Here is a 25,506-nt window from a genome sequence, read left to right as displayed (position 1 = left end):
CGTGAGCACCTACGACCTGAGCGACGACACCGGCCGGGCCGGCAGGCGCCGGACGGCGACCGACCGCGCCACCGCCCGGCGCCGGGCCAACACCACCATCTCCCCGCAGGGCGCGCCGAACCGGCGCAACACCGAGCTGGCCCTACTGGCCTTCGCCGTCGTGCTGCCGATCCTCGCGTACGCCAACGTGGGCCTCGCGATGGACTCCGCACTGCCGGGCGGCATGCTCGGCTACGGGCTCGGCATGGGCGCGCTGGCGCTGGTCGCGCACCTGCTGGTGCGCCGCTACGCGCCGTACGCGGACCCGCTGATGCTGCCGATCGCCACCCTGTTGAACGGGCTCGGCGTGGTGATGATCTGGCGGCTCGACAAGGCCGGCAAGCTGCTGAGCGCCAACTTCCCCGCGGCCCGGAACCAGCTGATGTGGTCGGCCCTCGGGATCGGGCTGTTCATCGCCGTGATGGTCTTCCTGAAGGACCACCGGGTGCTCCAGCGCTACACCTACATCTCGATGGTGGCGGCGCTCGTCCTGCTCGCCGCGCCGGCCTTCTTCCCGGCCCGGGCGGAGGACTTCGGCGCCAAGATCTGGATCCGGATGGGCGGCTTCTCCATCCAGCCCGGCGAGTTCGCCAAGATCATCCTGACGGTGTTCTTCGCCGGCTACCTGATGGTCAAACGCGACGCCCTCGCGCTGGCCAGCCGCCGCTTCATGGGCCTGTACCTGCCGCGCGGGCGCGACCTCGGCCCGATCATCGTGATCTGGCTGCTCAGCCTGCTGATCCTGGTCTTCGAGAACGACCTCGGCACGTCCTTCCTGTTCTTCGGGCTGTTCGTGGTGATGCTCTACGTCGCCACCGAGCGGACCAGCTGGATCCTGTTCGGCCTGCTGATGTCGATCGGCGGCGCGGTCGCGGTCGCCATGACCACCAGCCACGTCAAGGTCCGCATCGACGCCTGGCTCGACCCGATGGCCGCCTTCGGAGCGCACCCGCCGAAGGGCGCCACCGAGCAGATCGGCCAGTCGCTGATGGCGCTCGGCTCCGGCGGGGTGACCGGCTCGGGCCTCGGCCAGGGCCGCTCCTGGCTGATCAACTTCGCCGCGAAGAGCGACTTCATCCTGGGCTCGTTCGGCGAGGAGCTCGGGCTGGCCGGCCTGATGGCGATCTTCCTGCTGTACGCGCTGCTGGTGCAGCGCGGCCTGCGCACCGCCCTCGCCGCCCGCGACCCGTTCGGCAAGCTGTTCGCCGTCGGTCTCTCGTCGGCGATGGCGCTGCAGGTCTTCGTCGTGGCCGGCGGGGTCACCGGGCTGATCCCGCTCACCGGTATGACCATGCCGTTCCTCGCCCAGGGCGGTTCGTCCGTGGTCGCCAACTGGGCGCTGGTCGCGATCCTGCTGAAGATCAGCGACAGCGCCCGCCGACCCGGGGTCGAACCGACCCCGGCCACCGAGGGCCAGGGAGGACCAACCCGATGAACAAGCCGATCCGCCGGGTCTCGATCTTCTGCCTCGTGCTGATCCTGGCCCTGATGGTGCGCACCAACTGGGTGCAGGGCGTCCAGGCCGAGTCCTGGGCCACCAACAAGAACAACAAGCGCCAGCAGTACGACCGGTACGCGCACCCGCGCGGCAACATCATCGTCGGCGGCCAGCCGGTCACGAAGTCCGACTTCGTCAACGGCCTGCGCTACAAGTACAAGCGCTCCTGGGTCGACGGCCCGATGTACGCCCCGGTCACCGGGTACTCCTCCCAGGTCTTCGGCTCCAGCCAGCTGGAGAACCTGGAGGACGGCATCCTGTCCGGCACCGACGACCGGCTGTTCTTCCGCAACACCCTGGACATGCTGACCGGCGAGCAGCAGCGCGGCGGCGACGTCGTCACCACGATCAACGCCAAGGCCCAGAAGGCCGCCTGGGACGGCCTCGGGGACAAGAAGGGCGCCGCCGTCGCGATCGACCCGAAGACCGGCGCGATCCTGGCGCTGGTCTCCACCCCGTCCTACGACCCGGGCACCATCGCTGGCAGCGAGAGCGGCGACTCCAAGGCCTGGACGGACCTCAACGCCGACCCCAACAAGCCGATGCTCAACCGGGCGCTGAAGGAGACCTATCCGCCCGGCTCCACGTTCAAGCTGGTCACCGCGACCGCCGCGTTCGAGAACGGCCTGTACCAGAACATCGACGACCAGACCTCGACGCCGGACCCGTACACCCTGCCGGGCACCCAGACGGTGCTGAACAACGAGTCTCCGACCGAGAAGTGCGGGAACGCCACGATCAAGTCGGGGATGGACCAGTCCTGCAACACCGTCTACGCCAAGATGGGCGCGGACCTCGGCAAGGACAAGATGCGGGCGCAGGCCGAGAAGTTCGGATTCAACAGCACCATCGACACCCCGGTCCGCTCCGAGAAGAGCATCTTCCCGAACAGCGCGAGCCTGGACGGCACCGCGCAGGACTCGATCGGCCAGCACGACACCCGCGCCACCCCGCTGCAGATGGCCATGGTGTCCGCCGCGATCGCCAACAACGGCAGCCTGATGCAGCCGTACCTGGTCGACCAGGAGCGCTCGGCCTCGCTGACCACCATCTCCAAGCACACCGAGAAGCAGTTCTCCCAGCCGATGAGCCCGGCCACCGCGCAGAAGATGCAGGACCTGATGGTCTCGGTGGTGGAGAACGGCACCGGCAAGAACGCCAAGATCCCCGGCCTCCAGGTCGGCGGCAAGACCGGTACCGCGCAGCACGGCGAGGACAACGCCGGGCTGCCGTTCGCCTGGTTCACCTCCTGGGCCAAGACCACCGACGGCCAGTCGGTGGCGGTCGCGGTCGTGGTCGAGGACGGCTCCAACAACCGCGACGGCATCAGCGGCGGCCGGCTGGCCGCCCCGATCGCCAAGGCGGTGATGCAGGCCGTCCTCGGCAAGTGAGGAGGGGGCCCGGCAGTGAGTGGAATGTCACGATCGACACCCCCGTCCGGATACCGGTCTGATATCGGCCGACGGCCGACTCCGGTCCGACACGGTGCGACCGGTAGCGTATCCGCCAGCAGCGGGTGTGCCCGTTGCCGCCCGCGAGACGGCGCACGGCCCGGCCGGAGAACCGGTCGAGGCCCGCTCGGCGTCACCCAGAGCGTGCGGGGACACCTACGTCACAACCTCGCCGACAGGTGAGGGAGAGGGTCGGAACTATGGAAGAGCCTCGTCGCCTAGGCGGCAGGTACGAGCTCGGCGGCGTCCTCGGACGCGGCGGCATGGCCGAGGTGTACCTCGCCCATGACACCCGGCTCGGCCGTTCCGTCGCAGTGAAGACGCTCCGGGCCGACATGGCCCGGGATCCGTCGTTCCAGGCCCGCTTCCGCCGCGAGGCGCAGTCCGCGGCGTCCCTGAACCACCCCGCGATCGTCGCCGTGTACGACACCGGCGAGGACTACATCGACGGCATCTCCATCCCGTACATCGTGATGGAGTACGTCGAGGGGTCCACGCTCCGCGAGCTGCTGCACTCCGGCCGACGGCTGCTGCCCGAGCGGGCGCTGGAGATGACCATCGGCATCCTGCAGGCGCTGGAGTACTCGCACCGCGCCGGCATCGTGCACCGCGACATCAAGCCGGCCAACGTGATGCTGACCCGGCAGGGCAACGTCAAGGTCATGGACTTCGGCATCGCCCGCGCGATGGGCGACGCCGGGATGACCATGACCCAGACCTCGGCCGTCATCGGCACCGCCCAGTACCTCTCCCCCGAGCAGGCCAAGGGCGAGCAGGTCGACGCCCGCTCCGACCTCTACTCCACCGGCTGCCTGCTCTACGAGCTGCTGACCGTCCGCCCGCCGTTCGTCGGCGACTCCCCGGTCGCGGTGGCCTACCAGCACGTCCGGGAGGAGCCGCAGCCGCCGTCCGTCTTCGACCCCGAGGTCCGCCCCGAGATCGACGCGATCGTGCTGAAGGCCCTCGCCAAGGAGCGCGACTACCGCTACCAGAGCGCCGACGAGATGCGCGACGACATCGAGCGCTTCCTCGACGGCCTGCCGGTGGCCGCCGCCCAGCAGGCCGCCGCGTACGGCATGGGCGCCGGGTACGGCTACGACCAGAACGGCTACCCGCAGCAGCACGACCCGTACGGCCAGACCAACGTGCTGCCGCAGCAGCCCGGCGGCGGCCCGACCACCGTCCTGCCGCAGGCCGGCGCGCAGCCCGGCTACGGCCCGCAGGGCGGCTACCAGGACGACGGCTACGGCCAGGCCTACGCCGACGGCCCGGCGGGCGGCGGCCACGACGACGGCTACGGCCGGGACGGCGGCCGGCGCCGCGAGGAGCCGCCGAAGAAGAGCAACACCTCCTGGATCGTGCTGGCGGTGGCCGCCGTGCTGGTCCTGGTCGGCACCTTCTTCGTGGCCCAGGCCATGTTCAACGGCAACGGCGGCGGCAGTACGGAGACCCCGAAGGTCTCCGTGCCGAACCTGGTCGGCAAGAGCCTGGCGGACGCCAAGACGGCCGCGGCCGCGGCCGGTCCCAAGCTCGTGGTGACCGAGGGCGACAAGATCGCCTGCCCGGACGCCAACGTCAAGAAGGACCAGGTCTGCACCCAGAACCCGGCCGTCGGCGGCCAGGTCGCGGAGACCACCACCATCACGGTGCAACTGTCCTCCGGCCCGGCCAAGGCCCCCCTGCCGAACGTGGTCGGCAAGACCAAGGACCAGGCGACCAAGGCGCTCAGCGACCTCGGCTTCACCAACGTCACCACCGAGTACAAGGACGACGACACCGCTCCGCAGGAGAACGTCACCGCCCAGGACCCGCCGGCGGGCACCGCCGGCGACCCGACCGCCCCGGTCAAGCTGACCGTCTCGCAGGGCAAGTCGAAGGTGACCGTGCCGAACGTGGCCGGCGCGCAGAAGGAGGTGGCGCAGGCCCAGCTGGAGGGCCTGGGCCTCCAGGTCGACGCCTCGAAGACGGTGCAGACCACCGACCAGAGCAAGGCGAACACCGTCGCCACGCAGTCGGTCCAGGCCAACACCAAGGTCCCGGCCAACACGAAGATCACGCTGACGATCTTCAAGATGCAGGACAAGCCCCAGGTCCCGCCGCTGCAGAACGTCAAGCTGTCGGAGGCCATCTCGCAGCTGGGCAAGGCCGGGCTGGGCTACACGGTGGTCTCCGGTCCGTCGGACCCGAACGCCATCGTCATGAGCACCAACCCGCCCGCCGGCACCCAGCTGGACCCGAACACCCAGGTGCAGCTCATCACGAAGCCGGCCGATCCGCCCAAAGGGGGCGACCCCTTCCCCCCCTCACCCTCCAACACCAAAGGGGGGAACAACAACTAAGCCCTGGTTCCCCTGGATCTGAGGCTTGGTGGGAGTTGTCCGGCCGTACGCCCGAGGGCCCGTCGCAGCGGTTGCGACGGGCCCTCGGGCGTTCCCGGTGCCGGGCCCCGGCGGACCCGCCCTGGGGTGTGCTCAGGGCCGACGGACACGCCCCGGGGCGTGCTCAGGGCTGGCGCAGCTCCGGCGGCGGGGTGCGCTTGGCGTCGACGTCGTCCACCCGCACCAGGCTCCCCCAGACCGCCATCCGGTAGCGCGAGGTGTACACCGGCGTGCAGGTGGTCAGCGTGATGTACCGGCCGGGGCCGGTGTAGCCGGAGCCGACCGGGACGGGCGCGACGATGCCGGTGTCGTACTTGGACGTCTCCGGCAGGGTGCCGTCGACCCGGTAGACGTACCACTTGTCCTTGGTCTCGACGACGATCGCGGCGCCCCGGTGGACGGCGTCCAGGTCGTGGAACTTGGCGCCGTGGCCGTCCCGGTGGGCGGCCAGCGCGAAGTTGCCGGTCTGGTCCCAGGGCATCGCGGCGCGGTAGGGCTGCTCGTAGACCCCCGCCACGCCCTCGGCCAGGGTGTCGCTGTCGGTGCCCATCCGGATCAGCACCTGGTAGTCCCTGCCCATCGCCGGGACGTGCAGGAAGCCGACCGCGTCCCCGGCCGCGAACGGCGCGGCGGGGGCGGGCGCCCCGCCGGGGGCCGCCGAGGGGGTGCCGGTCGGGCTCGCGGCCCAGGTGTTGCGCAGCCGGTCGGAGGCCGCGGCCGCCGAGCGGTCCGCCTCGACGTTGGTCCACCACAGCGAGTAGGCGACGAACAGGCCGAGCACCAGTCCCAGGGTGATCAGGAGCTCGCCGAAGACGCCCAGCGCGGCCAGCGCCCGGTCGCGGCCGCGGCGGGCGGGCGCGGGGCCAGCCTCGGACGGCGGGAAGGCCTCCTCCCGCGGCTGGGCCGACTGCGCGGTCTCGTCCGTCATCTCCGGTGCTCCCCCTTCGTGCCGGGTGCCCGGGCGGTTCACCCGCCCGCGATCGCGGCCGGCTTGCCCTGGCTGCGCGGCCGTTCCTCGGTCATCTTGCCAAACACGATGAGGCGGAACTTGGAGGTGAACTCCGGCGTGCAGGTGGTCAGCGTGATGTACCGGCCGGCGCCCGCGTAACCGGCGCCGTTGGGGACGGGCTTGATCACGCTCACGTTGGTGGGGGAGGTCTCCGGGATGCCGCCGGTGATCTCGTAGGTGTAGTACGCGGTGGCCGTCTCCACCACGATCTTGTCGCCCTTGCCGAGCTGGTTGATGTACCGGAACGGCTCGCCGTGGGTGTTGCGGTGCGCGGCCAGCGCGAAGTTGCCCGCCTTGTCGGCCGGCATCCCGGTGCCGGTGTAGTGGCCGACCAGGCCCTTGTCGAGCACCGCCGGCTTGGAGGTGCCCTCCGCGATCGGGAACTTCAGCCCCAGCTTGGGCAGGTAGATGATGGCGAAGCCCTTGCCGGGCTCGAACGACTCCGGCTTGGCCGGGTCCGGGGCCGGCTGCCCGGGCTTCGGCGGCGCCTGGGCGGCGTCGAACTGCTGCTCCAGCCGGTTGCGGGCGCCGTCGGCGGCCGCGTCGGCCTGCACGTTGGTCCACCAGAGCTGGTACGAGACGAAGAGCAGCATCACCACGCCGAGCGTGATGCACAGCTCGCCGACGAGCCGCGCGGCCACCACGACCGCGGACTCCTTGGGCCGCACCTTCGCCCCGGCGCCCCGGCCGCCCGCCCGGCGCCGCCCGGCACCCGCGCGGACGGCGGTCCGGCCCTGGGCGGCCCGTCGGCGCTCGGCCCGGCCGCCGGTGGGCGGAGCCGGTTCCGCGGCCGGCCCGCCGACGTCCAGGGGCAGGCGCAGTTGCAGGGTCTGGTCGGGCAGCCACGGGTACTCGGGCCCGGACGCGGCGGGCTGCTCGGCCTGCTCGTACACGCCCCAGGCGTCCTCGGCGGTGCCCTGCCCGGACTGGGCCGGGTACGGCCGCGGGTACGCCCCCCGGCCGTGCTCCGCCGCGTCGCCGTAGTGCTGTCCGCCGCCGTACCGGCCGTCCCCGTACGGGCTGCCGTCGTACTGCGCGCCGCCGTACGGCTGTCCGTCGCCCGGGCCCGCCTCCGGCTGGTAACGCCCCTCCGGACGCAGCGCGGTCACGCCGCTCAGCCCCGGCCGATCACCGGGGCGAGCCCGGCCGACCGGTCCACGGCCTGCGGGTAGCCGCACTCCGCCAGCCAGTTGGCGAGCATCCGGTGCCCGCCCTCGGTGAGCACCGACTCGGGGTGGAACTGCACGCCCTCGACGGGCAGTTCGCGGTGCCGCAGGCCCATGATCACGCCGCTGTCGGTGCGCGCGGTGACCACCAGTTCGTCCGGCACGGTGGCCGGCTCGACCGCCAGCGAGTGGTACCGGGTGGCGGTCAGCGGCGAGGGCAGTCCCTCGAACACCCCGCCGTCCTCGTGCTCGACCGGCGAGGTCTTGCCGTGCAGCAGTTCCGGTGCCCGGTCGACCACCGCGCCGTACGCGACCGCGATCGACTGCAGGCCCAGGCAGACGCCGAACACCGGCAGCCCGATCCCCGCGCAGTGGTGCACCATCCCGATGCAGACCCCGGCCTCCTCCGGCGCCCCGGGCCCGGGGGAGAGCAGCACCCCGTCGAAGCCCCGGTCGTCCTCGCCGCCGGACCGGCGGACGGCGTGCTCGACGGTCACCTCGTCGTTGCGCACCACCTCGCAGGTGGCACCGAGCTGGTACAGGTACTGGACCAGGTTGAAGACGAAGCTGTCGTAGTTGTCCACGACCAGGATGCGGGGAGCGGTCGGCTGGGTGGTCATTCTCGCGTGGTCTCCGTGGGATGCGGGGCGGGGTCGGCAGGGTGGAGGAGCAGGGCCGCCGGTTCAGCCGGCCGCGGCACCGTCGCCGCCGTCCACTGTGACGTCACCGAAGGGGAGCAACGGTTCCGCCCACGGGAAGACGTAGGTGAAGAGGAGATAGACGATCCCCACGATGAGGAGCAGCGAGATGACGGCGCGGACCAGGGTGTTCCCCGGGAGGTGACGCCAGATCCAGCCGTACATGGTGCTCCCTCGACGTAGCGGACTGGGGTCAAGAGTAGACCCGGGATCAACGACCGCGAGGCCGGTCCGCTACTGCTGCCCGCCCGCCGACCGCAGTTCGGTGGTGCCGGAGTATCCGGGGAGGGTCAGGTCGCCGCTCTCCTGGACCTTCCAGCCGAGCCCGTACGCCTGGACGTACTGCAGGTAGTTGCGGATCGTCGGGTCACCGTCCACGGCGGCCTTCAGCGCGTCGGTCCGGCCCACCGCCCGGACCACGTACGGCGGCGAGTAGACCCGGCCCTGCAGGAGCAGGGTGTTGCCGACGCAGCGGACGGCGCTGGTGGAGATCAGCCGCTGGTCCATCACCTGCACGCCCTCGGCGCCGCCCCGCCACAGCGCGTTGACCACGGCCTGGATGTCCTGCTGGTGGATGACCAGGTCGTTGACGCCGGGCTCGGGGACGCCCGGGATGCGCGCGGTGGCGTTCGGCGGGGCGTCGTTGAGGGTGACGGTCAGACCGCCGCCCTGGAGCGGCTCCAGGGCCGCGCCGAGCCGCAGGGCGTCCAGCCGGGCGGCGTCGGCGGGGTTGCCGCCCTGCTGCCCGGTGAGCTCCTGCGCACGGGCCTGGAGGTCGGCCAGCTGGGCCTGCGACTGCTGGTTCTGCGAGCTGCGCTGGCGTATCACGTCGCCGAGGCTCAGCAGCGAGTTGTCGGTCCGCAGGTCGGTGCCGCGGGCGGTCTGCGCGCTGATGTAGAAGAGCAGTCCGGCGAGCGCGAAGACCGCGCAGGTCAGGGCACGCCCGACAATTCGGGTGCCGGAGCGGCGGGTACTGGTCGGCCGAGGGGGAATCGACAAATTAGGCACCGTACCCTTATCTCCTTAAGACCCACCGAGCCACTACGCTAACGGACGCCGGTGGCGCGTGCGGGAACGGTCCCCATGCGTTCCGCACCGCCCGTCGCCGGCCGACCGACCCCCGCTGCACCTCTGCGCGGTCTCACAGCGCATCGACAGGAGAGCTCCTCGTGCCGAAGTCTCGACTCCGCAAGAAGTCCGACTACACCCCGCCGACCACGGCCGCGGTGAAGATCAGTTCGGGCCGCGGTTGGGTCGCACCACTGATGCTGGCACTGTTCCTGATCGGCCTGGTCTGGATCGTCACCTATTACGTGACCAGCGGCAGCTACCCGGTCGAGAGCTGGCGGAACTGGAACATCCTGGTCGGTTTCGGCTTCATCGCCGCAGGGTTCGGCGTCTCCACTCAGTGGAAGTGACCTCCCGCTCTTCCTGAGGCTCCGGTCGAGCCGCCTCCGCCGCTTCGGATCGCTGGTGCCGGGCGGCGGTCAGGCGTGCCCGGGCGCGGACGGGAAACCGGTCGGCTATCCCCACAATCGGACTGTCGTGCTTATCCACATGGTTATCCACACTGGGGAAAAGCCTCCCCGGCCTGTGGATAACTTTCCCGCCACGAGCCTTCCGCAGTCCTGCACAACTTCCTGGAAACGGGAAAACCGCACAGCAGGACACGCGTAGAACAGCAGTCCACACCCGGGGCGGCGCACAGCCTGTGCACAACCCCGCACCCGCTGTGGACAAACACCCGCGGCGTCACGCGCCGTAGCGGGCCATCCCGATCACCAGCATGGCCGCCACCACGGCCACCGACCCCGTCAACGCCAGCCCCTGGACCAGGCCGCGGCGCTCGCGCGGGGCGTACATCAGACCGGCCGCCGTCAGCGCGCCCACCACCAGACCGCCCATGTGCACCCGCCAGTCGATGACGTCCGCCCGCGAGAAGGTGATGACCAGGTTGAAGACCAGGAACGCCATCACGGGGCCGAGCGGGCCCCGGTTCCGCAGTTGCAGCACCACCGTGGCACCGATCAGCCCGAAGATCGCGCCGGAGGCCCCCACCGACCGCAAGGACTCGCCGTCGATCAGGAAGGCGAAGGTGCTGCCCCCCAGGCCGGAGAGCAGGTAGAGGGCCAGGAAGCGCAGCCGGCCGAGCGCCGCCTCCAGCGTGGGGCCGAGCCAGAACAGGACCAGCATGTTCGTGCCGATGTGCCACCACTGCAGGTGCAGGAACACCGAGGTCAGCAGCCGGTACCACTGGGCGGGGCCGTCGGCGACGCCGTCCGGACCGCCCAGGACGGACCGCCCGGCGCTGTACAGCTCCCAGACCTGGCCCAGCCGCGGCGTGAGCACGTAGGCGGCCAGCACGAAGACCACCACGTTGACGCCGATCAGCACCCTGGTGACCAGCCCGCCGTCCTGGGCGATCGCCCCGCCGAACCGGGTGGTCGCCCGCCGCGTCCCGGCGTGCCCGTCGCCGACGCACTCCGGGCACTGGAAGCCCACCGCGGCGGCCACCATGCACTGCGGGCAGATCGCGCGCTCGCAACGGGTGCAGGCGACGCCGGTGGCCGTCTGCGGGTGCCGGTAGCAGCCGGTCAGCATGAGGTTCTTCCCCTCCCGTACGGGACCGCCGAAATCGCCAGCCTACTGCGGCGGGCCCGGCACCGGGCCTTCTCCCCGGCCGCTCCCGCACCCCGCGTACGGCCCACTCCGACGTGCCGGTGGACACATCAGCATGCATGATCAGCATTCAGGTGGATATGTGCATAAAGGACGCCACCCAGGAGGAGAGACTCGTGACCTTTTCGGACTCGGCTCGTGAGACGGCCACCAAGACCCGGGACACCGCCGCGCAGCTCGCGGACGGCGCCAAGCAGCGCCTGGGCCCGGCCCTGGACACCTTCGGGCCGAAAGCCGCCCAGGCCGCCCAGAGCCTCCGCGTCCAGTACGACCGGCACATCGCCCCGCAGTTCGGTCACGCCTTCGCCAGCCTGCCGCCCGAAGCCCAGCAGAACGCCCTGAAGGCCTTCCACCGCGCCCAGGAGGCCGCCCTGGCGGCCCGTCTCTCCGCCGCCCGCGCCGCCGACCAGGCCCGCTCCACGGTCGGCCCCAGGGTCGCCCAGGCCGTCGAGGAGGCCCGCGCCGCCGTCACCCCGGTCGCCCAGGAGGCCCAGACCCGGGGCGCCGCCGCGCTGACCGCGCTGCACGGCAACGTCACCTCGGCCGAGATCAGCGACCTCGCCGCCCGCAACGCCCGGAAGAAGCAGTGCAACGGCCTGGCCACCGGCCTCGCCGTGGCCGGCGCACTGGCGATCGGCGGCGGCATCCTGGCCTGGCAGTGGTGGCGCCGGCACAGCAACCCGGAGTGGCTGGTCGAACCCCCCACCGACCGGGCCGACCGGCCCGACCGGCCCGCCGGGGCACACGCCGCCGGCGGGACGGCCCCCGAACCGGTCAACGGCACCACCCCGGCGGACGCCGCCGGCGCCCCGCAGAGCGCCCCGGGCGCCCCCGCCGGGCCCCGGGCCGGGGACGCGGACACCAAGCCCGCCCCGCCGCCCGGCCGACCCGGCGACGACGGCCCCGAGCCGCACGACCCGCACTGACCCGGCGCCCGGGCCCCCAGGGCACGAAAACGCCGATCGGCCGCTGACCGGGATTCAGGTCAGCGGCCGATCGGCGTCACGACTGCGATGAACTGTGGAGCATAGGAGATTCGAACTCCTGACATCTGCCTTGCAAAGGCAGCGCTCTACCAACTGAGCTAATGCCCCTCGACGGCACCGCAGGTGCCGACGGGCACTAGCGTACCGGGTTCCGGCACCGTTCCCAGCGCCCTCCCCCCGGGCCGACCGGACCTGCCGCCGAGGCGGCGTCCGGGCGGTGCCTGGGGTCCGGCCGATCCGGTCGGGTGACCGGGCCGGCCGGCCCGGGAGGCGCGGTCGAGCGCCTCCGAAGATCGTCGATCGTCGGATCGTCCGGGCTCAGCGACCGGCCGGAACCGGGTCGGTGGCCTCGGTCCACAGGTCCTGCTCGGCGCGGTCCGCCTGGACCTGACGGTAGACAAAGAAGCCGCCGAGGGCGACCAGGGCGACCAGGAGAAGCTTCTTCACCGCGGGACCTCGTCCTTCTTGCGTTGGTGGACTCAAGAGCCGGTGCTCCGGCCGGAGTGACCGGGCCGACGAGTCCAGATGTGTTTCGAGCGCGAGCGGGCTGCCGGGTGCCAGACTGCCCTTGCGGCCGATGATACACACCGGTGTCCCAATCGTGACCAGCCACCGCTGCGGCCAACCCGGCGGTCCGGGCGGAGGATTGACGCCGCACCTCCTGTCGTACGGTCGGCCGGCACGGGCCGGGCCCTACGGCGTGCCCGGCGGGGCGCTGGACGGGTGGTTCGACGGGCGGTCGGCCGGGCGGTTCGACGGCGTCACCACCACGGCCTTCCCGCCCGCCAGGTCGACCTTCGTCCGGGGCGGCGCCCCCTCGCCCTCCTCGTCGCGCAGCATCAGGGTCGTGCCGCGTTCGTCCAGCTCGTGCTGCTTGCCGGCGGCGAACTGCGCGTGCAGCTGCTCGAAGCCGGTGGCCGAGATCTGCCCCTCCCGGCCGGTCCCCCGCCACGGCACCCAGCGTGACCGGCGCGCCCGCAGCGCGAGCTGGTCGACCACCGCGAGCACCACCAGGGCGCAGACCAGTCCCGGGATGCTCATCGCCCAGAAGACCGCCATGTCGTCACCATCCCTCCACACGTTCCCTCCCCGGAGAACAGCCCGGCGGGACGCGCGGTTCCCGCAACGGCGGGGGAAACGCCGAAGGGCCCGGAGTGCATCACTCCGGACCCTTCGCGGTGGTGGGCCTAACAGGACTTGAACCTGTGGCCTCTTCCTTATCAGGGAAGCGCTCTAACCGTCTGAGCTATAGGCCCTTGCCGCACTGAAAGATTAGCGGACCGATGGCCGATCTCCCAAATCCGGGTCGGCGGGGTTCCCGGCGGACACCCCGGCGACCTGCGGCGGCGCTCCGGCGGCCGGGCGCAGCAGCCACTCCGCGCGGGTCGACGGGAGGCCCGCCGCGCCCTCCTCGGTGCTGCGGACGGCGAGGATCTGGTTGATCCCGATCCGGTTCTGCTCGAAGGCGAGCGCGCTGGCGGCCATGTACAGCCGCCAGACCCGGGCCCGGCCGCGGCCGACCAGCCGGACCGCCTCGCTCCAGTGCGCCTCCAGGTTGGCCACCCATTCGCGCAGGGTCAGCCCGTAGTGCTCGCGCAGCGACTCGACGTCCCGGACCTCGAAGCCGGCCTCCTCCAGCCGGGCCACGGTGGAGCCGACGGGCGAGAGCTCGCCGTCGGGGAAGACGTAGCGGTCGATGAAGGGGCTGGTGTGGTGCTGGACCCCGGGGAGGTCGGGGCGGCGGGCGATCTGGTGGTTGAGCAGCCGGCCGCCGGGGACCAGCAGCCGGTGGAGGCCCTCGGCGTAGACCCGGTACTGCTCGGAGCCGACGTGCTCGGCCATCCCGACGCTGGAGATCGCGTCGAACGGGCCGTCGGCGATCTCCCGGTAGTCCTGGAGCCGGACCTCCACCCGCCCGGCCAGGCCGGCCTCCTCGACCCGCCGGCGGGCCAGCGCGACCTGCTCCCGCGAGATGGAGACGCCGACGGCGGTGACGCCGTAGTGCTCGGCCGCGTGCAGCAGCAGCGAGCCCCAGCCGCAGCCGACGTCCAGCAGCCGCATCCCGGGCCGTAGGCCGAGCTTGCGGCAGATCAGGTCGAGCTTGGCCTCCTGGGCGGCCTCCAGGCTCTTCGCCTCCGGTGTCCAGTAGGCGCACGAGTAGACCATGGAGGAGCCCAGAACCAGCCCGTAGAAGTCGTTTCCGACGTCGTAGTGGTGGCTGATGGCCGCGCGGTCCCGGCTGCGGCTGTGCAGCCGCCCGCGGGCCCTGCGGACCTCCTCCGGGGGCGGCGTGGGCTCGAGACCGAGCGCCCCGGCCCGCAGCGCGGCCGCGAGGACGCGGCGCCCGTTGGCACCGAGCGCGTCCCGCGGGCCGAGGTCGAGGCGACGGATCTCCGGCCGCTCGGCGAACCGCCCGACGGCCGAGAGCACCTCGTAGAGGTCGGTGCCGGGGGCGATCTCCAAGTCCCCCGCGACGTACGCCCGGGCCAGGCCCAGCTCGCCCGGCTGCCAGAGCAGGCGACGCAGCGCCCGGCGGTTGCGCAGGACCACCGCGGGGGCTCCCGGCGGCCCGGCGACGCTGCCGTCCCAGGCCTGGACCCGCAGCGGTACCGGAACCCCCAACAGCCCGTCCAGGGCCTCGACCAGTTGACCTGCGAGCTTCGCCACCGCGCGCCTCCGTCCAGCCGTCCTGCGGAACGTCATCCGACCCGGTCGGGCGGACCGGGGGGCGGCCTGCGGCACTCCCAGGCGTGGACCGGGCGCCACCCAGCTAATCCCACCGCGGCCGGCCCGCTTCCGGGCGGCACGCCGCGGGCGGCCGGCTGTCACCCGAAATGCCGACGGGCCCCGCAGGCTGCAACAGCCTGCGGGGCCCGTCCATTCCGTCCGTGGACGGCGAGCTGACCCGGGGTCAGGATCCGACCGGGGTCAGTCCTCCTCGGCCAGGGTCAGCTCGACGCCGCCGGTGAAGCCGGCCGCCGCGTTGTAGATGAACGCCGAGAGCGTGGACAGCGCGGTCAGCAGCACGACGTCGACCACGGCGATCAGCGAGGTGAAGGTCATCACCTGGCCGAAGCCCACGTAGTCCATCAGGTTGAGGCCGCCGGCGCTGTCCGAACCGGTGACGTCCTTGAGGGTCTTGGTCAGCGAGTCGAAGACGCCGAGCGAGTCCAGCGTCATCCACAGCACCGCCGCGGCCACGATGATGATGATCCCGACCGCCAGCGACAGCAGGAAGCTGACCTTCATCACGGACCACGGATCGACCTTGGTCACCCGCAGCCGGGCCTTGCGGGTCCGGCCGAGGCCGACACCGGCGGCCGCCGCGGGGGCGGCCGGGGCCGGCCGGCGCGCCGCGCCCGGGACGGGCGTGCCGCCGGGCGGGGTGTTGCCGCTGGTCCGGGTCCCCCTGGCCGGGGTCGGCTGCCCCTTGGCGTAGGTGGTCGGCTGCGAGAAACCTCCCGAGCCCGCCGCCGGAGCGCCCGGCGGGGGCGGGGGCGGGGGCGTCTGACCGCCGTACGTCGCGCCGCCCTGGCCCGCTCCGCCGACCGGTGGCATCAGCGAGGTGGACGCGGCCGAGTGCTCGGGCGGCGTCTGCGGCACACCGTACCCACCCCCGCCCTGCGCGCCCGGACGGCCGCCGGAGGGCCCTCCCGCAGCACCCGTGGCTCCACTCACCTGGTCCTCCCGCACTTCCCACCAGGACGGCGGCACCGTCCTGCTTCGTCACTCGTCGTCCAGCGCCCGGCGGGATTGCCCGGAACTGGTGGGCGGCCGGTGCCGCCACGCCCTCTCTCAGGACGCGACGGCACCGGCCCGTGGTTCGGTTCAGACCTCGGCGTCGCCGCCGACCGTCGTCTCCGTACCCTCAGCCGTCTCGGTGGACGCGGTGTCCGTGACCTCGTCCTCCACCGTCTCCTCGTCCTCGGCTTCCGCGTTGCGGGCCATGCCCACGACCGCATCGCGCTTTCCGAGGTTGATCAGTTGGACGCCCATGGTGTCACGTCCGGTTTCACGAACTTCGGAAACCCTTGTGCGAATCACCCCACCCGACAGGGTGATCGCCATGATCTCGTCGGTGTCGTCGACCACGAGCGCGCCGACCAGCGAGCCCCGGCCCTCGACGATCTTCGCCGCCTTGGTGCCGTAGCCGCCGCGCCCCTGGACACGGTACTCGTCCACGGCCGTGCGCTTGGCGTACCCGCCGTCGGTGGCGGTGAAGACGTACGTTCCCGGGCGGACGACGTTCATCGAGAGCATTTCGTCGTCCTCGCGGAAGGCCATGCCCTTGACGCCGGAGGTGGCGCGGCCGGTGGGCCGCAGCGCGTCGTCGGTCGCGGTGAAGCGGATCGACTGGGCCTTCTTGGAGACCAGCAGCAGGTCGTCCTCGGAGGAGACCAGCTCGGCGCCGATCAACTCGTCGTCCCGGCCCTCCTCGTCCTGGCGCAGGTTGATCGCGATCAGGCCGCCGGAGCGCGGCGAGTCGTAGTCCTTCAGCGCGGACTTCTTCACCAGGCCGGCGCGGGTGGCGAGGACCAGGTAGGGCTTGTCCTCGTAGGTGCGCACGGCCATCACCTGGGCGATGTGCTCCTCCGGCTGGAAGGCCAGCAGGTTGGCCACGTGCTGGCCGCGGGCGTCGCGCCCGGCGTCCGGGAGCTCGTAGCCCTTGGCGCGGTAGACCCGGCCCTTGTTGGTGAAGAACAGGATCCAGTTGTGGGTCGTCGTCACGAAGAAGTGGTCGACGATGTCGTCCTGCTTGAGCTGCGCGCCGCGCACGCCCTTGCCGCCGCGCTTCTGCGAGCGGTAGAGGTCGGAGCGGGTCCGCTTGACGTAGCCGCCACGGGTGATCGTGACGACGATGTCCTCCTCGGCGATGAGGTCCTCGATCGAGAGGTCGCCGTCGGACGGGATGAGGGTGGAGCGCCGCTCGTCGCCGTACTTGTCGACGATCGCGGTGAGCTCCTCGGAGATGATCTCCCGCTGGCGGGTCGGCGAGGCCAGGATCGCGTTGTACTCGTCGATCTTGCGCTGCAGCTCGTCGTGCTCGTCCATGATCCGCTGGCGCTCCAGGGCGGCCAGGCGGCGCAGCTGCATCTCCAGGATGGCGTTGGCCTGGAGCTCGTCGATGGAGAGCAGCCCCATCAGGCCGCTGCGGGCCGCGTCGGCGCTCGCCGAGGCCCGGATCAGCGCGATGACCTCGTCGATCATGTCCAGCGCGCGCAGCAGCGCGCGCAGGATGTGGGCGCGCTCCTCGGCCTTGCGCAGCCGGAAGGTGGTGCGCCGGACGATGACCTCGACCTGGTGGTTGACCCAGTGCCGGATGAAGGCGTCCAGCGACAGCGTGCGCGGCACGCCGTCGACCAGGGCCAGCATGTTGGCGCCGAAGTTGGTCTGCAGCTCGGTGTGCTTGTACAGGTTGTTCAGCACGACCTTGGCGACCGCGTCGCGCTTGAGCACGACCACCAGGCGCTGGCCGGTGCGCGAGGAGGACTCGTCCCGGACGTCGGCGATGCCGGCGACCTTGCCGTCCTTGACCAGGTCGGCGATCTTCAGCGCGAGGTTGTCCGGGTTGACCTGGTACGGCAGCTCGGTGATCACCAGGCACTGGCGGCCCTGGATCTCCTCGACCTCGACCACGGCGCGCATGGTGATCGAGCCGCGGCCGGTGCGGTAGGCGTCGTCGATCCCGCGGTGGCCGACGATCAGCGCGCCGGTGGGGAAGTCGGGGCCCTTGATCCGCTCGAGCAGGGCCTCCAGCAGTTCCTCGTTGGAGGCGTCCGGGTGCTCCAGCGCCCAGAGCGCGCCGGAGGCGACCTCGCGCAGGTTGTGCGGCGGGATGTTGGTGGCCATGCCGACCGCGATGCCGGTGGCACCGTTGATCAGCAGGTTGGGGATGCGCGCGGGCAGGACGGTCGGCTCCTGCGAGCGGCCGTCGTAGTTGGACGCGAAGTCGACGGTCTCCTCGTCGATGTCGCGCATCATCTCCATGGCGAGCGGCATCATCTTGCACTCGGTGTAGCGCATGGCCGCGGCCGGGTCGTTGCCCGGGGAACCGAAGTTGCCGTTGCCGTCCACCAGCGGCATCCGCAGCGACCACGGCTGGGCCAGGCGGACCACGGTGTCGTAGATGGAGGTGTCGCCGTGCGGGTGGTAGTTGCCCATGACGTCGCCGACGACGCGGGCGCACTTGTAGTAGCCCTTCTCGGGGCGGTACCCGCCGTCGTACATCGCGTAGAGCACGCGCCGGTGCACCGGCTTGAGGCCGTCGCGGACCTCGGGGAGCGCCCGGCTGACGATCACGCTCATCGCGTAGTCGAGGTACGAGCGCTGCATCTCGGTCTCGAGCTCGACCGGCTCGATCCGCATGGTCGCCTGGGCGGTGGCCTCGGCGGTGGCGGGGGTCTCGGGCTGTTCGCCTTCGGGACGGTTGTCGTCGACCACTGGTGGTCAGTTTCCTTTCACGCGGACTGGTACGTGGTGCGCTGCCGGTCTGGCGGCGTCACACGTCCAGGAAGCGGACGTCCTTGGCGTTGCGCTGGATGAAGGAGCGGCGTGCCTCGACGTCCTCGCCCATCAGCACGGAGAACAGCTCGTCGGCGCGGGCGGCGTCCTCCAGGGTGACCTGGAGCAGCAGCCGGTGCTCGGCGTCCATGGTGGTGACCCGGAGCTCCTCGGCGTTCATCTCGCCGAGACCCTTGAAGCGCTGGATCGCGTCGTCCTTGGGGAGCCGGCGCCCGGCCGCCGCCCCGGCCGCGATCAGCGCGTCGCGCTCGCGGTCGGAGTAGGCGTACTCGAAGTCGTCGCGGCCCCACTTGATCTTGTACAGCGGCGGCATGGCGAGGTAGACGTACCCGGACTCGACCAGCGGCCGCATGAAGCGGAACAGCAGGGTGAGCAGCAGGGTGCGGATGTGCTGACCGTCGACGTCGGCGTCCGCCATCAGGACGATCTTGTGATAGCGGAGCTTGGACTCGTCGTAGTCCTCCTGGATGCCGCAGCCGAAGGCCGAGATCAGCGCCTGGACCTCGGTGTTCTGCAGCACCTTGTCGATCCGGGCCTTCTCGACGTTCAGGATCTTGCCGCGGATCGGCAGGATGGCCTGGGTGCGCGGGTCGCGGCCCTGCTTGGCCGAGCCGCCGGCGGAGTCACCCTCGACGATGAAGATCTCGCACTCGGCCGGGTCCTTGGACTGGCAGTCGGAGAGCTTGCCCGGCAGCGAGGCGGACTCCAGCAGGCCCTTGCGGCGGGTGAGGTCGCGGGCCTTGCGGGCGGCGACGCGCGCGGTGGCGGCCTGGATGGACTTGCGGATGATGTCCGAGGCCTCGTTGGGGTTGCGGTCCAACCAGTCGTTGAGGTGCTCGTGGACGACCTTCTGGACGAAGGTCTTCGCCTCGGTGTTGCCGAGCTTGTCCTTGGTCTGGCCCTCGAACTGCGGCTCGCCGAGCTTGACCGAGATGATCGCGGTCAGACCCTCGCGGATGTCCTCGCCGGAGAGGTTGTCGTCCTTCTCGCGGAGCAGCTTCTTGTCCCGCGCGTAGCGGTTGACCAGGCCGGTCAGCGCCGCGCGGAAGCCCTCCTCGTGGGTACCGCCGCCGTGCGTGTGGATGGTGTTGGCGAAGCTGTAGACCCCCTCGGTGTAGGAGGAGTTCCACTGCATCGCGATCTCCACCGAGATCGCCTTGTCCTTGTCCTCCGCCTCGAAGTCGATCACCGAGGGGTGGATCACCTCGCCCTTGCGGGAGTTGAGGTGGGCGACGAAGTCGGCGATGCCGCCGTCGTACTTGTACGTGACGGTGAGCGGCTTGCCCTCCTCGTCCACGTGCTCGGGGCGCTCGTCGGTGAGCGAGATGGAGAGGCCCTTGTTGAGGAAGGCCATCTCCTGGAAGCGCCGGGACAGCGTCTCGAAGGAGTAGACCGTGGTCTCGAAGATCTCCGGGTCGGCCCAGAAGGTGACGGTGGTGCCGGTCTGCTCCGAGCCCTCGTGCGTGGCCAGCGGCGCGGTCGGCGCACCGGCCTTGTAGTCCTGGGTGAAGCGCGAGCCGTCGCGGTGGATCTCCACCGCCAGGCGGGTCGACAGCGCGTTCACGACCGAGACGCCGACACCGTGCAGACCGCCGGAGACGGCGTAGCCGCCGCCGCCGAACTTGCCGCCGGCGTGCAGGACGGTGAGCACGACCTCGACGGCCGGCTTCTCCTGGCCGGGGACGATGTCGACCGGGATGCCACGGCCGTTGTCCACCACCCGGACCCCGCCGTCGGCGAGGAGCGTGACGTCGATGGTGTCGGCGTACCCGGCCATCGCCTCGTCGACGGAGTTGTCCACCACCTCCTGCACCAGGTGGTGCAGGCCGCGCTCGCCGGTGGAGCCGATGTACATGCCGGGGCGCTTGCGGACGGCGTCGAGGCCTTCCAGCACCTGGATGTTGCTACCGGTGTAGGAAGACTGGTCGGTCTGGTCTGGGGTCTGGCTGGGGTTGCCGGAATCGGCCACGAAGCGCCCTCTCTGGCACAGCACGGGCCGCATTCCCGCCCCGTGTGGGCGGGCGTGCGACCACGGCGTTTCGACTCGGTTGCCACTAGCAACAGTGTTTGGCTCTCAGTCTACCGGTACGACTGACAGAGATGGGCGTTTGGCAGCCCTTGAAGGCAGATATGCCGCCCTGAATCCCCTCTGGACATGTCCCGATACTCGCCCGGGGGGCCCAGAGCGCCTGGAAGGGCTGTCAGGGGTTCCGGAAGATCGTGGTCCGCTCCCCGCCCGCGGCGCCGGACCGGCAACCCGGTCAGCCCCAGGTGTCGCCCGGCCCCTTGCTCCCCGGGGCGCGCAGCCGGCCGTAGCCGCGGGCGGGCGCCGCCGGGCCGAGCACCTTGATGGTGCGGACCGTGCCGTGGCCCAGCTCGTGGTTCAGACGGGCCACCAACTGCCGTGCCAGCCAGCGCAGTTGGGTGGCCCACGCGGTGGAGTCGCACTGCACGGTGAGCACCGCTGCGGTGTCGTCGTAGGAGGAGGGGTGGCAGTGCGCGGCGATGTCCGGGCCGACGATCTGGGGCCAGCGGCCCATCACCCCGCCGACCGCGGCCGAGGACTCCCAGCCCCGTTCGGTCAGCAGCCGGTTCAGCGCCGCCCCCAGCGGGACCGGGTCGCGGCCGTCCGACCGGGCTCCGCTGCGCAGGCCGTGCCGCTTCGCCTCGCGCTTCTCCCGGACCTGCTCGCCGCGCTGCCGCGCCTGGGCCCGGGCCGCCCGCAGCGCGGAGCGGGCGAGGTCGGCGCCGGTCGGCGCCGCGTCGCCCGGCCGGGGGGAGTGCTCCGCCGGCTCGCTCACGACGATCTCCTTTCCCCAGCCTGTGGACAACGGTCGCGGACGCGCGCCGGTGAGCCGTCCAGCCTACGGGAGTACGCGGGCGGCGGTTGCGCAGGTACGGGGGACTCAGGCGTCGATCCGGCGGACGGCGCCGTCGGCGACGGCGAACCGGGCGCCGGCCAGCGCCTTCGGCACGTCCTCGGCGACCGCCGCGGTGACCAGCACCTGCTCGCCGCCGGCCACCAGTTCGGCCAGCCGCTCCCGGCGGGCCGCGTCCAGCTCGGCGAACACGTCGTCCAGGATCAGCACCGGCTCGCCGCCGTCGGCGCGCAACAGCTCGTACGAGGCCAGCCGCAGCGCCAGCGCGAACGACCAGGACTCGCCGTGGCTCGCGTAGCCCTTGGCGGGCAGCGGGCCGAGTCTGAGCACCAGCTCGTCGCGGTGCGGGCCGACGAGGGTGATGCCGCGATCCACCTCCTGCTTGCGGACCGTCTGCAGCGCGTTCAGCAGCTGCTCCTCGGCCTGCTCGCGGCTGGTCGGCAGCCCGCCCTCGAAGGAGCTGCGGTACTCCAGGACGGTCTCGCCGCCGCCCGGGGCCAGCTGCCCGTACGCGGCCACCACCAAGGGCTGGAGGGTCGCCACCAACTGGATCCGGAAGGCCGTCAACTCGGCTCCGGCCCGGGCCAGATGGCCGTCCCAGACCTCCAGGGTGGAGAGGTCGGCGCCCTTGCCGCCACCGGCCCGGCGGGCCATCGCGGCGGTCTTCAGCAAGGCGTTGCGCTGCTTGAGGACCCGCTCGTAGTCCTGCCGGACCCCGGCCAGCCGGGGGGCCCGGGCGGTCAGCAGCTCGTCCAGGAAACGGCGGCGCTCACCCGGGTCGCCCTTGACCAGGCTGAGGTCCTCGGGGGCGAACAGGACGGTCCGCAGCAAGCCCAGCACGTCGCGCGGGCGGACGTTGTCGGAGCGGTTGATCCGGGCCCGGTTGGCCTTGCCCGGGGTCAGCTCCAGCTCGACCAGGGTGGTGCGGCCGCGGTCCACCACCGAGGTGCGGACCACCGCCCGCTCGGCGCCCAGCCGGATCAGCGGGGCGTCGGTGGCGACCCGGTGACTGCCCAGCGTGGCCACGTAGCCGATCGCCTCGACCAGGTTGGTCTTGCCCTGACCGTTGGGCCCGACGAAGGCCGTCACGCCCGGGTCGAGGGGAACCTCGGCCCGGGCGTACGACCGGAAGTCGGCGAGCGACAGATGCGCGACGTGCATGGCTGTGGACTGCGCTCGCCTTCTGTGGAGGTGCGGGTTACTTGGACTCGACCGCGTGGCCGCCGAACTGGTTGCGCAGCGCGGCGATCATCTTCATCTGCGGCGAGTCGTCCTGGCGGGAGGCGAAGCGGGCGAACAGCGAGGCGGTGATCGCCGGCAGCGGCACCGCGTGGTCGATCGCGGCCTCGACGGTCCAGCGGCCCTCACCGGAGTCGGCGGCCCAACCGCGCAGCTTGGCCAGGTGCTCGTCATCGTCCAGCGCGCGGACGGCCAGGTCCAGCAGCCAGGAGCGGATGACGGTGCCCTCCTGCCAGCTGCGGAAGACCTCGCGCACGTCGGTGACCTCGGGGGCGGCCTCCAGCAGCTCCCAGCCCTCGGCGAAGGCCTGCATCATCGCGTACTCGATGCCGTTGTGGACCATCTTGGCGAAGTGGCCGGCGCCCACGGCGCCCGCGTGCACCGAGCCGAAGTCGCCCTCGGGCTTGAGCGCGTCGAAGACCGGCTGGGCGTGGGCCACGTGCTCGGCGTCGCCGCCGTACATCAGGGCGTAGCCGTTCTCCAGGCCCCAGACGCCGCCGGAGACGCCGCAGTCGACGAAGCCGATGCCCTTGGCGGCCAGCGCCTCGGCGTGCTTGATGTCGTCGGTCCAGCGGGAGTTGCCGCCGTCGACCACCACGTCGCCGGGGGAGAGCAGCTCGGCGAGCTCGTCGACGGTCGCCTGGGTCGCGGCGCCGGCCGGGACCATCACCCAGACCACCCGCGGGCCCTGGAGCTTGGAGACGAGCTCCTGCAGGCTCTCGACGTCGGAGATGTCCGGATTGCGGTCGTAGCCGATGACGGTGTGGCCGGCGCGGCGGATCCGCTCGCGCATGTTGCCGCCCATCTTGCCGAGACCGATGAGGCCGAGCTCCATGACCAAGTCCTTACCTGTGGTGACGTGCCTGCCGGCGGCGCCGTTGCCGCACGCCCCGAGCCTACGCGCTGCGGCGGTGACGGCTCCCTGTGGTCGGGCCGACCGGGGGAGGGCGCCCACCGGCTGTGCACAGCCGGTGTGCACAGCCTGTGGGTGACGGCCTGCGGGCAGCGGCCGCGAGGTCAGCCGGAGAGGCGGACCGGCATGATCAGGTACTGGTACGCCTTGTCCTCCTCGGCGTCCACCGAGGCCTTGCCGCTGAGCAGGGCGGGCTTGGTCGGGGTGGTGAAGCTCAGCTGGGCGTAGGCGGAGTCGATGGCCTTGAGGCCCTCCTCCAGGTAGCCCGGGTTGAAGGCGATCGAGATGTCGTCGCCCTCCAGGTCGGCGTCGATCCGCTCGGTGGCCTGGGCGTCGTCGCCCGAGCCGGCCTCCAGGGTCAGCACGCCCTGCTCGAAGCTGAGCCGGACCGGGGTGTTGCGCTCGGCGACCAGCGAGACGCGCTTGAGCGCCTCCAGGAAGGGCTGGGTCTGGATCGCGGCGACGGCGCTGAACTCCGTCGGGAACAGGCTGCGGAACTTGGGGAACTCGCCCTCCAGCAGCCGCGTGGTCGTCCGGCGGCCGGCGCCCTCGAAGCCGATCAGGCCCTCGCCCGCGCCGCCCGAGGAGAGCGCGATCGAGACGGTGTCGCCGCTGCCCAGGGACTTGGCGATGTCCTGCAGGGTCTTGGCGGGCACCAGGGCGACGGCCGAGATGTCCGACTGCTCGGGCTTCCACAGCAGGTCGCGGACCGCGAAGCGGTAGCGGTCGGTGGCGGCCAGGGTGATCCGGTCGCCCTCGATCTCGACCCGGACACCGGTGAGCACCGGGAGGGTGTCGTCGCGGCCGGCGGCCACCGCGGCCTGGCTGACCGCGGAGGCGAACACGTCGCCGGAGACGGTGCCCGTGGCGGTCGGCATCTGGGGCAGCGCCGGGTACTCGTCCACCGGGAGGGTGGGGAGCGTGAAGCGGGAACTGCCGCAGACCACGCTGACCCGCTGGCCGTCGGTGGAGATCTCCACCGGCCGGTTCGGCAGGTTGCGCGAGATGTCGTTCAGCAGCCGACCGGAGACCAGGACGGTGCCGGCCTCCTCGATGTCGGCCTCCAGCTCGACCCGGGCCGAGACCTCGTAGTCGAAGCCGGACAGCGCCAGGCTGCCGTCCTGTGCCGTCAGCAGCAGGCCGGCCAGCACCGGCACCGGCGGCCGTGCCGGGAGGCTGCGGGCAGCCCAGGCCACCGCCTCCGCGAGGACGTCACGCTCCACCCGGAACTTCACCGGTAACCGCCTCCTGGATCGAGCGCTCCCGCTCGCACTCTGGTTCGTCTGATCTTGATCGTCGGTCGGGCTGTCCACCGAGCTCTGCCACTCCGCTTCCAGTCGCCGAGGACAGTCTGACGTACTCCGCCGACAGACGGGGCAGACGGGCGGAAGCAAGCCGAACAGATGTCGGGGCGCGGTTGTCCACAGATTCGGGGCCCACCCACTTTCAAGCGAGTCGATGGGTCTAAATGTGTAGTGGTAGTAGTAGGGCCTGTGGAAACCGTGGATAACCCCGTTTCCGCAGGTCAGGCCCACTTTTTTGTCCACAGCGGGTGTGGACGGCGGCTGTGGACGGACAGGCCGTGCTGTGGACAGCGGAGCGTTACCCACAGGGCACGCTGGGTATCCACAGGTTATCCCCAGGGCTATCCCCAGATTCAGACCCGGTTATCCACGGGCCCCGGTCAACTTTACGTGACGCCTTTCACACCAGGGCATGAACGCGAACCCACGCTTGTCGAACTGTGGATCATGCTGTGGACAACCTGGGGATAACCGCCCCTCCCCTGGGGACAACCGGTGGATAACCCGGATGGCCCACTGGCGGCCCCTCAATTGTCCACACCCTGTGGATAACGGTTGTGCACAAGTCCACAGGCACCTGACCTGCGCGGAAGAGCGTAGCGGCGACACGCCTGTGGACGAATTCTGGATAACTTCGGACTCCCCGGCCTGTGGACCACGGGGAAGGCGCTCGTCCTGTGGACAACTGCCCTGCGCGGCCCCGGTTTTCGAATCACCGGTCAGATGTTCGGCGCGGGCTGTGGAC

Annotated in this window: 21 protein-coding genes and 2 tRNA genes; 5 read left to right on the top strand and 18 right to left on the bottom strand. The window is 71.4% G+C overall.

Features of this window, described 5'->3' with window-relative positions:
• The first annotated feature begins 97 nt into the window (after positions 1-97).
• The 3 genes from ACIPLC_RS28060 (at position 98) to pknB (ending at position 5,327) form a co-directional block, all read left to right on the top strand.
• Positions 98-1,474 carry an FtsW/RodA/SpoVE family cell cycle protein gene (locus tag ACIPLC_RS28060; RefSeq protein ID WP_400475811.1) on the top strand — a complete coding sequence of 459 codons (1,377 nt, stop codon included), beginning with the start codon at positions 98-100 and terminating at the stop codon, positions 1,472-1,474.
• A complete protein-coding gene (locus ACIPLC_RS28055) occupies positions 1,471-2,928 on the top strand; it encodes a peptidoglycan D,D-transpeptidase FtsI family protein (RefSeq protein ID WP_400475791.1) in 1,458 nt (485 codons plus the stop codon). The genes ACIPLC_RS28060 and ACIPLC_RS28055 overlap by 4 nt, the downstream gene beginning before the upstream one ends.
• Before the next feature lie 260 nt (positions 2,929-3,188).
• The gene (gene pknB, locus ACIPLC_RS28050) at positions 3,189-5,327 is read left to right on the top strand and encodes a Stk1 family PASTA domain-containing Ser/Thr kinase (protein WP_400475790.1); all 2,139 of its coding nucleotides are present in this window, start codon (positions 3,189-3,191) and stop codon (positions 5,325-5,327) included.
• A gap of 163 nt (positions 5,328-5,490) precedes the next feature.
• Here the strand turns inward: pknB and ACIPLC_RS28045 are convergent, their stop codons facing one another.
• The 5 genes from ACIPLC_RS28045 to ACIPLC_RS28025 form a co-directional block, all read right to left on the bottom strand.
• Positions 5,491-6,294 (bottom strand): class E sortase, encoded by an 804-nt coding sequence (locus ACIPLC_RS28045; protein ID WP_400475789.1) that lies wholly within the window; start codon positions 6,292-6,294, stop codon positions 5,491-5,493.
• A 38-nt stretch (positions 6,295-6,332) separates the two neighbouring features.
• On the bottom strand, positions 6,333-7,484 hold the full coding sequence (locus ACIPLC_RS28040; RefSeq protein WP_400475788.1) for a class E sortase: 1,152 nt from the start codon (positions 7,482-7,484) through the stop codon (positions 6,333-6,335).
• Between the two features lie 5 nt (positions 7,485-7,489).
• Entirely contained in the window at positions 7,490-8,161 is a 672-nt protein-coding gene (locus ACIPLC_RS28035) for an aminodeoxychorismate/anthranilate synthase component II (protein ID WP_400475787.1), read from the bottom strand.
• 63 nt (positions 8,162-8,224) lie between these two features.
• Complete coding sequence (locus tag ACIPLC_RS28030; protein ID WP_400475786.1) at positions 8,225-8,404, bottom strand: hypothetical protein; 180 nt, start codon at positions 8,402-8,404, stop codon at positions 8,225-8,227.
• Positions 8,405-8,473: 69 nt separating this feature from the next.
• Complete coding sequence (locus tag ACIPLC_RS28025) at positions 8,474-9,238, bottom strand: DUF881 domain-containing protein (protein ID WP_400475785.1); 765 nt, start codon at positions 9,236-9,238, stop codon at positions 8,474-8,476.
• A 170-nt stretch (positions 9,239-9,408) separates the two neighbouring features.
• Between ACIPLC_RS28025 and crgA the strand changes: the two genes are divergently transcribed.
• Positions 9,409-9,657: a cell division protein CrgA gene (crgA, locus tag ACIPLC_RS28020; protein WP_270145659.1), complete on the top strand. Its 249-nt coding sequence runs from the start codon at positions 9,409-9,411 to the stop codon at positions 9,655-9,657.
• A gap of 334 nt (positions 9,658-9,991) precedes the next feature.
• On the opposite strand, the gene ACIPLC_RS28015 is transcribed toward crgA, so the two are convergent.
• Complete coding sequence (locus ACIPLC_RS28015; protein WP_400475784.1) at positions 9,992-10,840, bottom strand: rhomboid family intramembrane serine protease; 849 nt, start codon at positions 10,838-10,840, stop codon at positions 9,992-9,994.
• A 194-nt stretch (positions 10,841-11,034) separates the two neighbouring features.
• Here ACIPLC_RS28015 and ACIPLC_RS28010 point away from each other — a divergent pair, with 194 nt between their 5' ends.
• Positions 11,035-11,844 (top strand): DUF5324 family protein, encoded by an 810-nt coding sequence (locus tag ACIPLC_RS28010; RefSeq protein ID WP_400475783.1) that lies wholly within the window; start codon positions 11,035-11,037, stop codon positions 11,842-11,844.
• A 95-nt stretch (positions 11,845-11,939) separates the two neighbouring features.
• On the opposite strand, the gene ACIPLC_RS28005 is transcribed toward ACIPLC_RS28010, so the two are convergent.
• The 12 genes from ACIPLC_RS28005 to dnaN all read right to left on the bottom strand — a co-directional run bounded on the left by ACIPLC_RS28005 (position 11,940) and on the right by dnaN (position 24,692).
• Positions 11,940-12,012: transfer RNA gene (locus ACIPLC_RS28005), tRNA-Ala, on the bottom strand.
• Between the two features lie 210 nt (positions 12,013-12,222).
• Positions 12,223-12,351 (bottom strand): DLW-39 family protein, encoded by a 129-nt coding sequence (locus ACIPLC_RS28000; RefSeq protein WP_014137031.1) that lies wholly within the window; start codon positions 12,349-12,351, stop codon positions 12,223-12,225.
• A 246-nt stretch (positions 12,352-12,597) separates the two neighbouring features.
• A complete protein-coding gene (locus tag ACIPLC_RS27995) occupies positions 12,598-12,963 on the bottom strand; it encodes a DUF6191 domain-containing protein (RefSeq protein ID WP_400475782.1) in 366 nt (121 codons plus the stop codon).
• A gap of 120 nt (positions 12,964-13,083) precedes the next feature.
• Positions 13,084-13,160 (bottom strand) — tRNA-Ile (locus ACIPLC_RS27990).
• Between the two features lie 16 nt (positions 13,161-13,176).
• Complete coding sequence (locus ACIPLC_RS27985; RefSeq protein ID WP_400475781.1) at positions 13,177-14,571, bottom strand: class I SAM-dependent methyltransferase; 1,395 nt, start codon at positions 14,569-14,571, stop codon at positions 13,177-13,179.
• A 261-nt stretch (positions 14,572-14,832) separates the two neighbouring features.
• Entirely contained in the window at positions 14,833-15,507 is a 675-nt protein-coding gene (locus ACIPLC_RS27980; RefSeq protein WP_400475780.1) for a DUF3566 domain-containing protein, read from the bottom strand.
• Between the two features lie 225 nt (positions 15,508-15,732).
• Positions 15,733-18,270: a DNA gyrase subunit A gene (gene gyrA / locus ACIPLC_RS27975; RefSeq protein ID WP_400475810.1), complete on the bottom strand. Its 2,538-nt coding sequence runs from the start codon at positions 18,268-18,270 to the stop codon at positions 15,733-15,735.
• Positions 18,271-18,403: 133 nt separating this feature from the next.
• On the bottom strand, positions 18,404-20,419 hold the full coding sequence (gene gyrB / locus ACIPLC_RS27970; RefSeq protein ID WP_400475779.1) for a DNA topoisomerase (ATP-hydrolyzing) subunit B: 2,016 nt from the start codon (positions 20,417-20,419) through the stop codon (positions 18,404-18,406).
• A 268-nt stretch (positions 20,420-20,687) separates the two neighbouring features.
• Positions 20,688-21,227 (bottom strand): DUF721 domain-containing protein, encoded by a 540-nt coding sequence (locus tag ACIPLC_RS27965; protein WP_400475778.1) that lies wholly within the window; start codon positions 21,225-21,227, stop codon positions 20,688-20,690.
• Between the two features lie 105 nt (positions 21,228-21,332).
• Positions 21,333-22,466 (bottom strand): DNA replication/repair protein RecF, encoded by a 1,134-nt coding sequence (gene recF / locus ACIPLC_RS27960; protein WP_400475777.1) that lies wholly within the window; start codon positions 22,464-22,466, stop codon positions 21,333-21,335.
• A 37-nt stretch (positions 22,467-22,503) separates the two neighbouring features.
• On the bottom strand, positions 22,504-23,379 hold the full coding sequence (gene gnd / locus ACIPLC_RS27955) for a phosphogluconate dehydrogenase (NAD(+)-dependent, decarboxylating) (RefSeq protein ID WP_400475776.1): 876 nt from the start codon (positions 23,377-23,379) through the stop codon (positions 22,504-22,506).
• A gap of 182 nt (positions 23,380-23,561) precedes the next feature.
• On the bottom strand, positions 23,562-24,692 hold the full coding sequence (dnaN, locus tag ACIPLC_RS27950) for a DNA polymerase III subunit beta (protein ID WP_063348462.1): 1,131 nt from the start codon (positions 24,690-24,692) through the stop codon (positions 23,562-23,564).
• Between the last annotated feature and the right edge of the window lie 814 nt (positions 24,693-25,506).

The organism is Kitasatospora sp. NPDC086801, assembly GCF_044745805.1.
In the GTDB taxonomy this organism is placed as follows: Bacteria; Actinomycetota; Actinomycetes; order Streptomycetales; family Streptomycetaceae; genus Kitasatospora.
This window is presented reverse-complemented; position numbering and strand designations above follow the sequence as displayed.

What these genes read in the sequence shown, in the direction of transcription:
- ACIPLC_RS28015 (WP_400475784.1), bottom strand. Translation starts at nt 10,840, where the DNA reads ATGCTGACCGGCTGCTACCGGCACCCGCAGACGGCCACCGGCGTCGCC.
- recF (WP_400475777.1), bottom strand. Translation starts at nt 22,466, where the DNA reads ATGCACGTCGCGCATCTGTCGCTCGCCGACTTCCGGTCGTACGCCCGG.
- ACIPLC_RS27995 (WP_400475782.1), bottom strand. Translation starts at nt 12,963, where the DNA reads ATGGCGGTCTTCTGGGCGATGAGCATCCCGGGACTGGTCTGCGCCCTG.
- gyrA (WP_400475810.1), bottom strand. Translation starts at nt 18,270, where the DNA reads ATGCGGATCGAGCCGGTCGAGCTCGAGACCGAGATGCAGCGCTCGTAC.
- ACIPLC_RS28030 (WP_400475786.1), bottom strand. Translation starts at nt 8,404, where the DNA reads ATGTACGGCTGGATCTGGCGTCACCTCCCGGGGAACACCCTGGTCCGC.
- ACIPLC_RS28045 (WP_400475789.1), bottom strand. Translation starts at nt 6,294, where the DNA reads ATGACGGACGAGACCGCGCAGTCGGCCCAGCCGCGGGAGGAGGCCTTC.
- ACIPLC_RS28055 (WP_400475791.1), top strand. Translation starts at nt 1,471, where the DNA reads ATGAACAAGCCGATCCGCCGGGTCTCGATCTTCTGCCTCGTGCTGATC.
- ACIPLC_RS28035 (WP_400475787.1), bottom strand. Translation starts at nt 8,161, where the DNA reads ATGACCACCCAGCCGACCGCTCCCCGCATCCTGGTCGTGGACAACTAC.
- pknB (WP_400475790.1), top strand. Translation starts at nt 3,189, where the DNA reads ATGGAAGAGCCTCGTCGCCTAGGCGGCAGGTACGAGCTCGGCGGCGTC.
- gnd (WP_400475776.1), bottom strand. Translation starts at nt 23,379, where the DNA reads ATGGAGCTCGGCCTCATCGGTCTCGGCAAGATGGGCGGCAACATGCGC.